Genomic DNA, 14,654 nt, shown 5'->3' with positions numbered 1-14,654 from the left:
CTGTAAGAGGAAACATCCATGGATATTACAAGACGTAAGACATTGCTTCTGAGTGCCGCCCTGGCCGGAGCCACATTGCTGCCATCCCTGCCGACGCTGGCGGCGGAAACGCCGAAAAAGGGCGGGATCGTCACTTTTGCAGGTCTCGGCGAGCCAACGACGCTAGTGCCGCTTTCCGATTCCAATACGCGCACCCGCGCCATTTCCACGAAAATCCTCGAGGGTCTGGTGCGGTTCGACAGCGAGTTCAAACCGCATCCGGTTCTGGCCGAAAGCTGGGAAACATCGGCCGACGGGCTGCGCTATACTTTCAAATTGCGCAAGGGTGTCAAATGGCATGATGGCAAGGATTTCACGTCGCAGGACGTCAAATTTTCGTTGCTTGCCTTCAAGAAGGTCGGGCCACGGGGGCGCATCACCTTCGCCAATGTTGCCGATATCGAAACGCCTGATCCGCTGACGGCCGTGGTGGTGCTTTCCAAACCCGCGCCTTATCTTCTGCGCGCGCTGACGGGCGGCGAGACGCCCATATTGCCGGCCCATGCCTATGCTTCGGAAAACTACAATGAAAGCCCGAACGGCAATGCGCCAATTGGCACAGGCCCCTTCGTGTTCGAGGAATGGAAACGCGGCAGCTATGTGAAGCTGAAGAAGAACCCGGATTACTGGCAGGCCGATCTGCCCTACCTTGATGGTTTCGTGGCACGGTTCGTCGCCGATGCGGCTTCCACCACCATTTCCGTGGAGACGGGTGAGGCGGATTACACCGCCGATGTCTCCTACAGCGATCTTGAGCGCCTGCGGCAAAATCCGAAACTGGCTGTGGAGGTCTATACCGACGCTTATCTCAACAATGCGGCCGTGTTCGAGTTCAATCTGGAGAACCCAATTCTGGCGAAGAAGGAGGTGCGTCACGCACTGGCCCACGCCATCGACCGCGATTTCATCAATGACGCCATCTTCTTCGGGACGGCGAAACCTGCCGGCTCCAACATCCCGGCAGTCTTCACCGCCTATAACGACGAAAAGCCTTTCACCTATCCCTTTGATCTCGCCAAGGCGAATGAGTTGCTGGACAAGGCCGGCTACCCGAAGGGCGAGGATGGCACGCGCTTTTCGCTGCGGCTCGCCTTTCTGCCGTCCGACGTCTTCCGTAAAACGTCCGAATATCTCCGCTCATCCTTCGGCAAACTCGGCGTGAAGGTGGATATCGTCGAAGGCGATCTCGCCACCTTTATCAAGCGCGTTTATACCGAGCGCGGTTTCGACCTGACGGTGAACGGCATCAGCCGGTTGTTCGATCCGACAGCGGGCGTGCAGCGTCTTTATTGGTCCGATGGCATCAAGAACCCCGCGCCTTATGTCAACGCCGCCCACTATAACAATCCCACGGTGGACAATCTTTTCCGGGCGGCCGCCATCGAGGTTGATGAAACGAAGCGGGCCGGGCAGTTCCATGAGATCCAGAAAGTCGTCGGAGATGAGCTGCCGAATTTCTCGATCGTTGCTTTGCCGACCGTCATTCTACGCAACACCAGCCTGAAATCGCTCGTGACGACCATCGACATTGCCTATGGCGATCTGGCGACAGCCTGGAAAAGCGAGTGAGGACAGAAATCCGATCACCCTGCAGCGCGAAAGTTATGACGAACTTTTCTCCGCATTCAACGTCATCCTCGGTCTTGCACCGAGGATCTCCCAAGGCATCCTACGCCTTGTAGATCGCAGATGCTCGGGACAGGCCGGAGCATGACGAAGGAGAGGTTTTACGCCAACAGCATCTCACCAGAACCCGGCAATTCTGCCGGGTTTTTTATTGCCGAAACCCACCCTCCATCCTGTTTGCATCTTCGCGCGGCAAGCCTGTTTCAGGGAAAAACTTTGCGCATGAGACAGATCGGGTGAAACAGCGATACCATCCACGAAAATTTCGAAAAAATCAATTTCATCAATAATTTAGCGCAAAGCTTTTCTTCGTTTCCAAGCAAGAATTGCTTTCTGGACCCGCGCTATGGCCGCCTGCACTGTGAGCTGGAAATCTCACCCTCACATGATGGATGCCATGGCCAAGGATACGCTTTTTTTGATCGCTCCCGGTTTTGAAGACCCCAAGCACCCCGGTGTCCGGTTCGTCTGCCCGCATTGTAACCAGATCGAGGGTCTGCTCGCCGCGTTTCCTGACCTTGCGGCTGGGATCGACGTCCACCGCGTCGGGTTCCAGCGCCCACGTGAGGCGGTTATCGCCGCCGTGGGAGAGGAAAATCAGTCGCTGCCGCTGTTGATCTTCGCCGGCGACGCGCCTGCCGACGTCACGGTCAAGGGCGAGACGCATTTCATTCAGGACACCAAACGCATTTTGCAAATCCTCGCCGAGCGCCACGGGTTCCCGCAGCTGCACTGAGTTGCCGCACCCCGCATATCGGATTTTTCGGAGACAGACATGACCATTTCCAGACGCCAGTTTCATAAGATCGCACTTGCTGCCGGCGCATTCGTGGCGCTCCCGGGCGGTTCTTTCGCCGCGGCCGAAGAGCCGGTTTCGGGCGGCACGCTCAAGATTGTTTATTTTCCTGAGCCGACCCAGCTCGTGGCCATCAATACAAGCGCGGGCGGACCGCAGTTCATCGGTTCGAAGATTTACGACGGGCTTCTGACCTATGACTATGAGCTTTCGCCCAAGCCGAGCCTTGCCAGGGAATGGAGCGTATCGGCGGACGGACTGGAATATGTTTTCCACCTCCAACCGAAGGCCAAATTCCATGATGGCAAACCGGTAACATCGGCGGATGTGGAATTTTCCATCCTGCGGCTGAAAGAGGCCCATCCGCGCGGTCGGGCGACGTTTGCGAATGTCGAGAGCGTCGATACATCCGATCCGCTGGTCGCAAAGGTGAAGCTCTCCAAGCCGGCACCGGGCCTGATTACCGCGCTCGCGTCGTCTGAATCGCCCATCGTGCCGAAGCACATCTTTGAAACCTTCAAACCGACCGACAATCCCAAGCCTGCGCAGATCATCGGCAGCGGCCCTTTCGTGCTGAAGGAATGGGTGCCAGGCAGCCATATCCTGCTGGAGAAAAATGCCGACTACTGGGATGCGCCGCGCCCTTATCTGGAGCGCGTCATCATCCGCCTCATCAACGATGCGGGCGCCCGCGCGGCGGCGCTGGAAACCGGGGAAGGGGATATTGGCCCCAACCCTGTGGCGCTCGCCGATCTGGAGCGGCTGAAAGCGATCCCGACGTTGAAGGTGGATGACCGCATCTATGCCTATGCCGGCCAGCAGAACCAGCTGGTCATCAATCTTGAGAACGAATATCTGAAGGAACTGAAGGTCAGGCAGGCCATTGCCCACGCCATCGATGTTCCGGCGCTCATCGATACCGTGCTTTACGGTTACGCCGTGCCATCGCCGACACCGATCAGCCCCGGTCTTGCGAAGTTCCACAATCCCGATATCGGTTTTGCCAGGTTCGACGTCGCGCAGGCGGAAAAATTGCTGGACGAGGCGGGTTTCCCGCGCAAGGACGGCGGCAAGCGTTTCAAGCTCCGCGTCACCACCAACCCATTCAATCCGCAGACCTATTCGGATTTCATCGCGCAGGCGCTGTCGAAGATCGGGATTGAGGCCGATATCCAGAAATTCGATTTCGGCACCTATGTGAAGGTGGTCTACACTGACCGCGCCTGGGACCTTTCGGTGGAATCCCTGTCCAACACTTTCGATCCAACGGCCGGCGTCCAGCGCGTCTACTGGAGCAAGAACTTCAAGATAGGCCTGCCATTCTCAAATGCCAGCCACTACGCCAATCCGGAGGTGGACCGGCTGCTGGAAGCGGCGGCGGTGGAGCCTGACATCGAGAAACGCGCTGCCTTCTTCAAGGAATTCCAAGCCGTTGTCGCGAAAGATCTTCCCGTCATCAATCTCGTCGCACCCATCCAGCCGGTCGTCGGCAGCGTGCGCATCAAGGATTATGCGACGGGGGCCGAAGGTCTCGGCGGTAATCTGGCCAGGGCATGGCTGACGAAGGAGGCGTGAGCCGCCGCAGTTGGTCCTTAGAGCAGTGAGGTCATTTCATGAGCAGAAAATCCGAAAAGCTGGTTCTCAACGCCTTCATCTATCCGGGCGGACATCACGAAGCGGCCTGGCGGCACCCGGATTCAGAGCCGCACCGCGTCACCGATATCAGGCTTTATCAGGATATCGCCCGCAAGGCCGAGGCGGCGAAGCTGGATGCGATCTTCTTTGCGGATGCGCCGGTACTGGATGCCAACATCCGCTACGCCGCCCGCCACCGGCTGGAGCCGATCACCATGCTGGCGGCTCTCGCTGCCGTCACCGAAAAGATCGGCTTCATCGCCACGGCGTCGACCACCTATTATGAGCCCTATAATCTCGCCCGGCTGTTTGCCTCTGTTGATCATATCAGCGGCGGCCGCGTAGGCTGGAACATCGTCACGACCTCGGCGGATGCAGCGGCCGGCAACTTCAACCTCCAGAAGCACCCGCCGCATGCCGATCGTTATCGTCAGGCCATCGAGTTCGTCGATGTGGTGACGAAGCTCTGGGACAGCTGGGAGGATGATGCCATCGTCGCTGACAAGGAAAGCGGTCTATTTGCCGAAACAGATCGCATCCATCCCGCCAATCACGATGGCGAATTTTATCGGGTGCGGGGCGCATTGAATGTGCCTCGTTCACCACAGGGACGGCCAGTCTATGTTCAGGCAGGCTCCTCGGAGGAAGGCCGCGGTTTTGCCGCCCATTATGCTGAGGCAATCTTTACCGCGCATCAGACTCTGGAGAGTGCGCGGTCTTTTTATTCCGACATCAAGCGGCGTGTCGCGGCCACGGGGCGCAATCCCGCCCATGTGAAAATCTTACCCGGCATCAGCCCCTTCATCGCATCAACCGAAGAGGAGGCACGAAACCTTGAGGCCTCCTTCAACGATCTCATCCAGCCGGCATTTTCGCTTGGGCAATTGCAGCGCATCACCGGCATAGACCTGTCATCGGCCGATCTCGACCGGCCGCTGCCGCAGGAAGCCGTGGAAGCGACGCGCGCGCAGGCGAACAGCAGCCGCCATCAGCTGGTTCTCGACATCATCGACCGGGAAAACCCGACGATCCGGCAATTGCTTCACCGGCTTGCCGGCGGGCGAGGTCACAAGGTCATATCAGGCACACCGGAACAGGTAGCGGACTGGATAGAGACCTGGTTTCGCGAGGGTGCTGCCGACGGATTCAATATCATGCCGCCATGGCTGAATGGCGGGTTTGATCTCTTCGTGGACGAGGTGGTGCCGATCCTCAAACAACGAGGCCTCTTCCGTGAGGATTATGAGGGCGACACGTTGCGTGATCACTACGGCCTGCCACGACCTGACAATATTTACGTGGCGAGAGAGCCGCAAAAGGAACGCGCCTGAGGTGGGACGGGCGTGTTCAGGCGGCGGCCTCAAGAGCGCGCATATCCTCGCGCAACAGAGCGAGTAGAGATGCGACCTCCGGCAGCCGCCGCCTGTCAGGACTGGTCAGGAGGTGATAGCGGCTGGCGGTCGGCTGCGGCGAACCAAAAGGAGCGATCAGGCGGCCGCTTTTCAGTTCTTCCGAAATCAGCGAATGACGCACCAGGCCTATGCCGTGCCCTGATGAGATCGCTTCTATCAGCGCGGTCTGGCGTGAAAAACGCGGACCCGTTGCGGAAAGCCTGAGCGGAATGCGGCAGGCGCGAAGCCAGTTCGCCCACTCAAATGCCGGGTCAAGGCCATTACCACGCAGCAGCGCAAAGCCGATATCACGCAACCGCTCCGGTTCGCCTGCAAGGCCATGGCGGGCTGCAAATTCCGGGGTGCAGACGGCGCTGACGGTGTCGGGAAATAGCGGTTCATGAATGAAGCCGGGAATTTGGGCGGCGGTGGCGACGATGGCGCAATCGGCATCAAAATGGGTGAGATCGACGGTATCGCCCTCGATGGATTCGATCGAAAGCTCGACGTCTCCGAGTGCCGGAACGATGCTGCCCAGCCGCGGCGCAAGCCAGCGGGCGGCAAAGCAACCTTCCGCCAGAACTTTCAACTGCGGCCGTGCATTCGAAACCATCAGGTCGGAAAGACTGCCGATCATGGTCTCGAAAGCGTCCGCCAGACCGGGATAAAGTGCGCTGCCGGCATCGGTCAGCACCAATTCACCGCGCTGGCGGCTGAAAAGCGGCTGGCCGAGGTGGGTTTCGAGAATGCGGACCTGCTGTCCGATGGCAGCGGTCGAAACATGCAGCTCCTCCGCCGCGCGTGAGAAGCTGGCGTGGCGCGCAGCCACGACAAAGGCGCGCAGGGCCGTCAGCGGCGGCAGCCGGGAAAGCGTGGGCAGGCGAAAAGCTGTCCGGCCCCCGGCGGGAGCGACAAACTCCGTTCTCATTGCTGCTTCTCCTTTGTCGGCTGCATCTTCCGCACAGTCAGAACACCCGGCCTTCCCTGAGATGTGTCGTCGTGCCGTTGAGATAATAATCACCGATCACCCGCGCTTTGTGGGCAAGCGGATTGTGATTGTAGACGGTGCGGATATTGCGCCAGTGACGGTCGAAATTCCGGTCGCTGGATGTCGCCGAACCGCCCCCCAGTTCATAAAGGTTGGTGGCAACGGTCAGCGACAGCTGCGAGGCAATGATCTGGGTGCGGGCAGTGGCGAGCGAGCCTTCCAGCAAGGCCGCCTCGATCGCCTCTTCATCGCCGGTGGCGAAGGCGGCCGCGGTGCGGTCGAGCGTTCGGGCTGCTTCGCGGATAAGGGTTTTCACCGCGAAGGCGCCGGCGCTGATTTCGCCGAGCATCTTCTGCACGAAGGGGTCCTGATTGGCGGTTTCGGCACTGCTGTGAAGCGTGGTGCGCGCCTGGCGCAAAACATACTCGACACCGTCATTCAGCGCGCCCTGAACGGCGCCGGCGGCCGAGGCGGCAAGGTGCAGCTGCCGCATGGCCGAACTGTGCCGGCCAATCTGGCTGCCGAGCTTACGGGTCGTCAATTCATGCGGCAGAACCTCGACATTATCCAGTAGCACGCCGCCGCTCGCTGTCATGCGCTGGCCCATGCTGTCCCAGTCATCGAGGATGGTGATACCCTGGCGATCAAGCGGAATGAGCACGCCGATTGGTTGCTCGTCATCGCCGATAGCGCTGAAAGTGCCAAAATCGGCAAAGGCGGTGCCGGTTGCATACCATTTGCGACCGTTCAGCCGGTAACGGTCGCCCTCGGCGCTGAGCCGTGTGGTGATTTCGCCGGGGCGCTTGGTGCCCTGTTCGGTGCTGGCACCGGCGAAAAGCTTGCCGGCGAGCACATGTTCGAGATGGCGCCGGTCTTCCAGCTCGATGGGTGCGAGAGCGAGGTTTTCGGTAAAATTGAAATGGCTGCGAAGCGCGTGGGGAATATTACTGTCGGCTTCGCCGAGGATCATCAGCACATCGATATAGTCCGCAATCGAGCCGCCCGGTCCGCCCTTGGCTTCGGGAATACGCAATGTACCGATCTTCGCCTCCTTGATGAGGGCGAAGATATCGTAAGGAAGTTCCCGTTGGCGTTCGCGGCGGGCGGCATCCTTTGCTGCGATAGCCGCAATGTCCTTTGCCCGGGCCAGAATCTCGTCACGGCTCGGTACGCCGGAATTGTCGGTGGTGGTTGTCTGCAGTTTCGGAGTGGACATTGCGGTTTTCCCTGAGCGGATGTGAGGGCCTGCGGCACAGCGCGCCGCAGGCATGGTCTTCTGGACGATCAGGCGACCGCGCGCGGCTTGAGCGCCGGGCGGTGCGCCGCTTCAAGATTGCGCGGCACACGGCCTTCGACGGGGTGGCTCGGATCGTTGAAACCGGGTGTGGAGGGATGGCCGGTGGTAACGAGGCTGTCGACCAGCGCTTCATCTTCCGCATCGATCTTCACATCGAGTGCGCGAATATATCCGTCCCAATGCTCTTCGGTGCGCGGGCCAGTGATGGCGGCGGTGACGAACTTGTTGTTCAGCACCCAGGCGAGCGCAAAATCCGCCGCTGAAACACCTTTCGAAGCGGCATGGGCCGCGACCTTTTGGGCGATCTCGACCGATTCCGGACGCCATTCCGTTTCCAAAACGCGCTTGTCGCCACGGCCAACGCGGGTATCGGCGCCGGGCTGTTCGCCAGGCTGGTATTTGCCGGTCAGCACGCCGCGGGCGAGCGGCGAATAGGACACCACGCCAAGGCCGTAATGATTGGCCGCCGGCAACTGCTCGGCTTCGGCCGTACGGTTGACGATGTTGTAGAGCGGCTGGCTGGCAACCGGCCGGTCGATGCCGAGCTGGTCGGCCAGATGCGAAATTTCGGCTATGCGCCAGCCGCGGAAATTCGACACGCCGAAATAGCGCAGCTTGCCGGCGCGGATGAGGTCGGCAATGGCGCGCACCGGCTCTTCCAGCGGCGCATCGAACACGGCGCGGTGGAAATAGAGGATGTCAATGTAATCGGTGTTGAGGCGGCGCAGCGAATTTTCGACCGTTTCGATCACCCATTTGCGCGAATGGCCGCCAAGGTTCGGGCCCTTGGTATGGGAGTTGACGAATTTCGTGGCCAGAACCCAGTGATCGCGCGTGGCCTTGATGCCGCGGCCCACGACCTCTTCCGACTTGCCGTCGTGATAGACATCGGCGGTGTCGATGAAATTGATGCCCTGTTCGCGAGCCTTGTCGATGATGCGGAAGGCCACGTCATCCGGCGTCGGGCCTCCGAACATCATCGTGCCGAGGCTCAGCGGTGAAACTTTCAGCGCGCTGCGTCCGAGATAGCGATAGTCGACCATTATGGTTGCTCCTTCAGTTTATTGGGCATGGTGGCAGGCCACGGCGTGGTTCTTGCCGAAAAGGGTATAGTCAGGTGCTTTTTCGCGACAGAGATCGGTGGCGAGCGGGCAGCGTGTATGGAACCGGCAGCCGGATGGCGGATTGTGCGGGCTCGGCAGATCGCCCGAAATGGGGGCCGCCTGCTTGCGGCGGGCGGGATCCGGAACGGCGGCGAGAAGCGCGCGGGTATAGGGGTGTTTCGGGGATGCCCAGAGTTCCGATGTGGGCGCGCTTTCGACGATCTTGCCGAGATACATGACCAGCACGCGATCGGAAAAATAACGCACCACGGAAAGGTCGTGCGAGACGAAGAGATAGGACAGCGAAAGCCGCTTCTTCATCTCCACCAGAAGATTGAGAATCTGCGCCTGTATCGACAGATCGAGCGCCGAGACCGGCTCGTCACAGACGACCAGTTCCGGTTCCAGAACAAGTGCGCGGGCAATGCCGATACGCTGGCGCTGGCCGCCCGAGAATTCATGCGGATAACGGTCGAGTGAATCCGCCGGCAGGCCCACCTGCGCGACGATGGCTTCAACGATCTCCCGCTGGCGCGCCCGGTCTCCTATGCCGTGCACCTTCAACGGCCCGGTAAGGATGGTGCGCACCGTCTGGCGGGGATTGAGCGAGGCAAAAGGATCCTGAAAGATCATCTGGATGCGGCGGCGAATGCCGCGCAGTTCGGACGATGTCATTGCGGTCACATCCGCACCCTTGAAGGTGATCCTGCCGGAAGACGGTTCGACCAGACGCATCAGGGACTTGCCGAGCGAAGACTTGCCGCAACCGGATTCGCCCACCAGGGCAACGGTTTCACCCGCCTCGATATCGAGCGACACGTCATCGACGGCGCGCACCGTGCCGCGTCCGCCCGTATAATGGGTGGAAAGACTATGCACCGACAAGAGCGCCATTGGGTATCTCCTGAGATGTTGGAGCAACGAAGGGGCAGGCGGCGTAACGGCCGTCTGAAATCTGCCTCAGCGGTGGTACATACTGCCCGCAGAAGCCGCGGGCGCTCGGACAGCGCGGCCGGAAGGCGCAGCCGCGTTCCCCCGTGGCGGAAACGATGGAGCCGGGAATTTCGATGAGCGGCCCATCGCGATAGTGCTGGCCGTCTTCGGCGCGCGGCGAGGCGGCAAGCAGGCCACGCGTATAGGGGTGGTAGGGATTGGAGAAAACCGGTTCCGGCAGCCCTTCCTCCACCTTGCGTCCGGCATACATCACCATCACCCGGTCCGCCCATTGCGCCACGATGCCGAGATCGTGGGTGATGAGGATGACGGCCATGTTGAGATCACGGCGCAGATTGTCGAGCAGCTGGAGTATCTGCGCCTGTATCGTCACGTCGAGCGCCGTCGTTGCTTCGTCGGCGATCAGCAGTTTCGGATTGCAGGCAACGCCGATGGCGATCATCACGCGCTGACGCATGCCGCCGGACAGCTGGTGCGGATAATCATCCACTCTACGGCTGGCATCGGGAATATTGACGAGGTCTAGGAGCTCAATGGCCCGTTTGCGGGCCTGATGCCGGTCGATCTTCTCATGGATACGCAGCACCTCGATGACCTGTTCGCCAACAGTCAGAACCGGGTTCAGCGAGGTCATAGGCTCCTGAAAGATCATGCCGATATCGCGACCGCGAATGCCGCGCCATTGTTTTTCCGAAAGCGGCAGCAGATCGCGCCCTTCGAGCAGAACCCGCCCGCCCGTCTTGGCGTGGGAGGGCAGGAGGCCGATCAGGCCGAGCGCCGTCAGGGATTTGCCCGAGCCGCTCTCTCCGACGATCGCGAGCATTTCACCGGGGCTGACATCGAAACTGACGCCTTTGACGGGCTGGGCAGAGCCGAAGCTGACGGAGAGATCATGGACTTCAATCAGTTTGCTCATCGGCGTTCTTCCGAAAAACGGGGGTTGAGCGCATCGTTGAGGCCATCGCTGATGAGGTTCAGCGAAATGACGGTGAAGACGATGGCGAGGCCGGGAAGGGCGGTCAGATACCAGGCGGTGCGGATGACATCGCGGCCAGACCCGATCATCGAACCCCAGGAAACGCGGTTGGGGTCACCAAGGCCCATGAAGGAAAGTGCTGCTTCCATGAGGATTGCGCCCGCCACCATGACGGAGGAGGTGACGATGATCGGCGGCAGCGCGTTGGGCAGGATTTCCTGAAACACGATGCGCGCATGGCCGTAACCGAGGCTGCGCGCGGCAAGCACGTAGTCCTTCTCGCGGATGGCGCGGAATTCGGCGCGGGTGAGGCGTGCCACCAGTGGCCAGGTGATGATGCCGATCGCCGAGGTGACCGTGGTGACTGAAGGCTGGGCGATGGCGACGAGCACGACCAGCAGGACGAAATTCGGCAGGGTCTGGAAGATTTCGATCAGCTTGACGAGGATATCGTCAATGATGCCGCCGAAATAACCGGCGAAAGCGCCAACGGCGATGCCGATGGTGAGCCCGATCAGTGTCGCCACGACACCGACGGTGAGCGAGATGCGCGCACCATGCACGATGCCTGCCAGAACATCCCGGCCCATGGAATCTGTGCCAAGCGGATAGGCCGCGTTCTGGCCGGGCCACAGGAACGGGCGGGCCACCATTTCCAGGGGATCGCCGGGATAGATCAAGGGGGCGATCAGCGCGGTAACGATGACGGTCGCGAGAAACAGCAGCCCTACGATGGCGTTGGGATTGGTGAGGAAGATTTTCAGTTCCCGCCGCAGGCCGCGCCGGGGCACGGAAACGGAGCGGGCCGAGAGCGCATCCGGCGCATGGATATAGGGCCAGGTCTTTTCTTCGGGCTTCTTCGGTTTGGGGCTGGTTTCTTCAGCGCCGAGTTCGGCCGTGTCGAGAACCGCTGATGTATGGGAGGAATTCATCGGCTTTCTCCAATGCGGGGGTCAAGCCATGCCTGCAACAGGTCCACGGCTGCATTGACGATGATAACGACGAGGGAGGAGAGAAGCAGAATGCCGAGCAGAACGCTGAAATCCCGCGCCATGACGGCTTCGAAAGCAAGGCGGCCAAGGCCGGGCCAGCTGAAGACGGTTTCGACCACGACAGCACCACCAAGCAGGCCGCCAATATGCATGCCGGCCATGGTTGTGATGGGGATCAGCGCATTGCGCAGAATGTGGCGTGTGGTCAGCCTGATCGGTGAAACGCCCTTGGCACGAGCGGTGCGCACATAGTCCTGCGACTTCACCTCCAGCATCGCCGCGCGGGTGAGGCGGGCATAGATCGCCAGAAAATAAAGTGCCAGGGACAGGGCGGGGAGGACAATATAGCGCAGCCGGTCCAGCAGGGCGGAAAACCCGGTGAGGCTGCTGCCAATGGTGCTGTCGCCGCCCGAGGGAAGCCAGCCGAGCTTCACCGAAAAGGTAAGGATCAGCATCAACCCGATCCAGAAACCGGGTACGGAATAAAAGATCAGCGAGCCGATGGAAATGATCCGATCCGGCAGCTTGCCGGAAAAAAGGGCCATGATCGAGCCGAGAAACACGCCGACGAAAATCGCAATGCCGAGCGCCGCGCCCATCAAGGCAAGCGTGCCCGGCAGGCGCTGGCCGATGAGATCAGCCACCGGCATGCCGTAGCGCGGCGAAAATCCGAGGCTGAACTGGGCGAGATTGCCGAGATAATTCATCAGCTGGTGCAGGACCGGCAGGTCCAGCCCGAAACGATTGCGGATTTCCGCCATGGTTTCGACGGTCGCCGAACCCGCTTCCGCAGCCAGCACATCTGCGGCATCGCCCGGCGCTAACTGCAGCAGGAAGAAGTTCAGAATGACGATACCGAGAACCGTCGGGACGGCCTGAATGGCCACCCGTTTCGCCTGCGATAAAATCCTTTTCGAATTTGACATCGGCTCCAGTCCGCAATCGTTAAAACATAAATCCGCCGGTGAAGGCACGGACATTAGTTGACTAATTTTATGGAATTTGTCAAAGAGTAATAGAATTATTTTCTGAAATTTACGGAAAATCGCGCCTTAAAGAAAAGATAATTCCTATTTGTGAGAATGGTTGGTTCACTATCCCAATCTCGTTCTCGTCCGAGGAACAAACTTCTTCCCAAGCGCAAGAGTTCAGTTTCGCCGGTTTTTTGCCGGTTCAATCAAGGAGAGGGTATCGCATGACTGTTTTCAACCAGACGACGCGGCGGGGATTTCTGCTGGCGTCGGTCGCCCTTGGCGTGGTGTCTTTGCCTGGGCTGAAGCTTCGCGCGGCAGAGCCCGCAAGTGGCGGAACAGCCACGTTGCTTATCTCGTCGGAACCGCCGGTGCTGACGACGATTGCGCACACGGCCTATAATTCCGTCTATATATCACCGAAGGTCACCGAGGGTCTGCTGACCTATGATTTCGATCTCAATCCCAAGCCGCTGCTGGCAAAATCATGGGATGTGAGCGCGGATGGCCTGCGTTACACCTTCAAGCTGAGACCCGGCGTTAAATGGCACGACGGCAAGCCCTTCACATCCGCCGATGTGGCGTTCTCCATCAACACCATCAAGGAAGTGCATCCGCGCGGCCGCAACACATTCCTCAATCTGACTGCCGTCGAGACGCCGGACGAGCTGACGGCGGTGCTGGTGCTTTCCAAGCCCGCGCCCTACCTCATTACAGCGCTCGCCGCCGCTGAAACGCCGATCGTGCCGAAACACCTCTATGAAGGGACGAAAGTGACCGAAAACCCGGTCAATCTCGCACCCGTTGGCACCGGCCCGTTCAAGTTCAAGGAATGGGTACGCGGCAGCCATATCGTTTTCGAGCGCAATGCCGATTATTGGGATGCGCCGCGCCCCTATCTCGACAAGCTCATCATACGCTTCATTCCTGATGCTTCCGCCCGCGCGATTGCCATTGAAACCGGCGAAATCGATCTCGCGCCTAGCACCCCGGTTGCCTATAGCGATCTCGACCGTTTGAAGGAGCTTCCGAGCCTCGGCTTCGAGACCAATGGCTATCAATATACCAACTCGATCAGCCGCGTGGAGTTCAACCTTGAAAAGGATGTCTTTAAGGATGTCCGTGTCCGCCGCGCCTTCGCGCATGTCATTGACCGCAACGTCATCTTCAACACCGTCAACTATGGTTACGGCGCGACGATCACCGGGCCAATCAATCCGAAGCTCACGAAATGGTTCGTGGATGATCTGAAGACCTATCCGATCGATCTGAAGGCCGCCGAAGCGCTGCTCGATGAGGCCGGATACAAGCGCGGTGCCGATGGCATCCGTTTCAAGCTCAATCTGGATTACGTGCCGAGCACCGAGGCCTATCCGCGCGGCGCAGATTATATTCGCCAGGCGCTGGCGAAAGTCGGCGTTGATGTGACGGTGCGCACGCAGGACTTCGCCACCTACACCAAGCGTATCTATACGGATCGCGACTTCGATTTTGCCTATGAGGGCATGAGCAATCTCTTCGATCCGACCGTGGGTGTGCAGCGGCTTTATTGGTCAAAGAACTTCAAGAAGGGCGTGCCTTTCTCCAATGGCGCGGCTTACAGCAATCCGAAGGTGGATGCACTTCTTGAAGCGGCCGCCATCGAGATCGATCCCGACAAGCGCGTCGCGCAATGGAAGGAGATCCAGCAGATCCTCGTCGAGGACGTGCCGGCCATCGACATCGTCGCAGCACCTGAAATCACCATCTACAACAAGCGTATCGCCGATCACACCATCGGTGCCGAAGGTGTGGCGGGAAGCCTCGCCTTCGCGCATATCGCCGCATCCTGATCGTCTCACCAGGCCCGGCTCGCCCTTGCGGCGGGCCGGGATGTCTCCCTTCAG

At 59.8% G+C, this 14,654-nt stretch carries 12 protein-coding genes; 5 read left to right on the top strand and 7 right to left on the bottom strand.

Going from position 1 to position 14,654, the window contains the following annotated elements:
• Positions 1-18 precede the first annotated feature (18 nt).
• The 4 genes from ACZ47E_RS21345 (at position 19) to ACZ47E_RS21330 (ending at position 5,427) form a co-directional block, all read left to right on the top strand.
• On the top strand, positions 19-1,608 hold the full coding sequence (locus ACZ47E_RS21345) for an ABC transporter substrate-binding protein (RefSeq protein ID WP_022562897.1): 1,590 nt from the start codon (positions 19-21) through the stop codon (positions 1,606-1,608).
• Between the two features lie 442 nt (positions 1,609-2,050).
• A complete protein-coding gene (locus ACZ47E_RS21340) occupies positions 2,051-2,401 on the top strand; it encodes a DUF3088 domain-containing protein (RefSeq protein ID WP_034497013.1) in 351 nt (116 codons plus the stop codon).
• A 39-nt stretch (positions 2,402-2,440) separates the two neighbouring features.
• A complete protein-coding gene (locus ACZ47E_RS21335; protein ID WP_022562894.1) occupies positions 2,441-4,036 on the top strand; it encodes an ABC transporter substrate-binding protein in 1,596 nt (531 codons plus the stop codon).
• Positions 4,037-4,074: 38 nt separating this feature from the next.
• A complete protein-coding gene (locus ACZ47E_RS21330) occupies positions 4,075-5,427 on the top strand; it encodes an LLM class flavin-dependent oxidoreductase (RefSeq protein ID WP_004445487.1) in 1,353 nt (450 codons plus the stop codon).
• Positions 5,428-5,443: 16 nt separating this feature from the next.
• On the opposite strand, the gene ACZ47E_RS21325 is transcribed toward ACZ47E_RS21330, so the two are convergent.
• The 7 genes from ACZ47E_RS21325 to ACZ47E_RS21295 form a co-directional block, all read right to left on the bottom strand.
• Positions 5,444-6,415 (bottom strand): LysR substrate-binding domain-containing protein, encoded by a 972-nt coding sequence (locus ACZ47E_RS21325; RefSeq protein ID WP_022562893.1) that lies wholly within the window; start codon positions 6,413-6,415, stop codon positions 5,444-5,446.
• Positions 6,416-6,452: 37 nt separating this feature from the next.
• Positions 6,453-7,691, bottom strand: a complete 1,239-nt coding sequence (locus ACZ47E_RS21320; protein WP_022562892.1) for an acyl-CoA dehydrogenase family protein — start codon at positions 7,689-7,691, stop codon at positions 6,453-6,455.
• 68 nt (positions 7,692-7,759) lie between these two features.
• Positions 7,760-8,815, bottom strand: coding sequence for an aldo/keto reductase (locus ACZ47E_RS21315; RefSeq protein WP_004445482.1), 1,056 nt, complete (start codon positions 8,813-8,815; stop codon positions 7,760-7,762).
• 18 nt (positions 8,816-8,833) lie between these two features.
• The gene (locus ACZ47E_RS21310) at positions 8,834-9,769 is read right to left on the bottom strand and encodes an ABC transporter ATP-binding protein (RefSeq protein ID WP_006698435.1); all 936 of its coding nucleotides are present in this window, start codon (positions 9,767-9,769) and stop codon (positions 8,834-8,836) included.
• Positions 9,747-10,745, bottom strand: a complete 999-nt coding sequence (locus ACZ47E_RS21305) for an ABC transporter ATP-binding protein (RefSeq protein WP_464017140.1) — start codon at positions 10,743-10,745, stop codon at positions 9,747-9,749. The genes ACZ47E_RS21310 and ACZ47E_RS21305 overlap by 23 nt, the downstream gene beginning before the upstream one ends.
• Complete coding sequence (locus ACZ47E_RS21300; RefSeq protein WP_004445477.1) at positions 10,742-11,737, bottom strand: ABC transporter permease; 996 nt, start codon at positions 11,735-11,737, stop codon at positions 10,742-10,744. Before ACZ47E_RS21300 ends, ACZ47E_RS21305 begins: the two co-directional genes overlap by 4 nt.
• Positions 11,734-12,723 carry an ABC transporter permease gene (locus ACZ47E_RS21295; protein WP_004445474.1) on the bottom strand — a complete coding sequence of 330 codons (990 nt, stop codon included), beginning with the start codon at positions 12,721-12,723 and terminating at the stop codon, positions 11,734-11,736. Before ACZ47E_RS21295 ends, ACZ47E_RS21300 begins: the two co-directional genes overlap by 4 nt.
• Positions 12,724-12,992: 269 nt before the next feature.
• Here ACZ47E_RS21295 and ACZ47E_RS21290 point away from each other — a divergent pair, with 269 nt between their 5' ends.
• Complete coding sequence (locus ACZ47E_RS21290) at positions 12,993-14,600, top strand: ABC transporter substrate-binding protein (RefSeq protein WP_464017139.1); 1,608 nt, start codon at positions 12,993-12,995, stop codon at positions 14,598-14,600.
• The last annotated feature ends 54 nt before the right edge of the window (positions 14,601-14,654 follow it).

This window comes from Agrobacterium sp. 5Ca39 (assembly GCF_055382365.1).
This window is presented reverse-complemented; position numbering and strand designations above follow the sequence as displayed.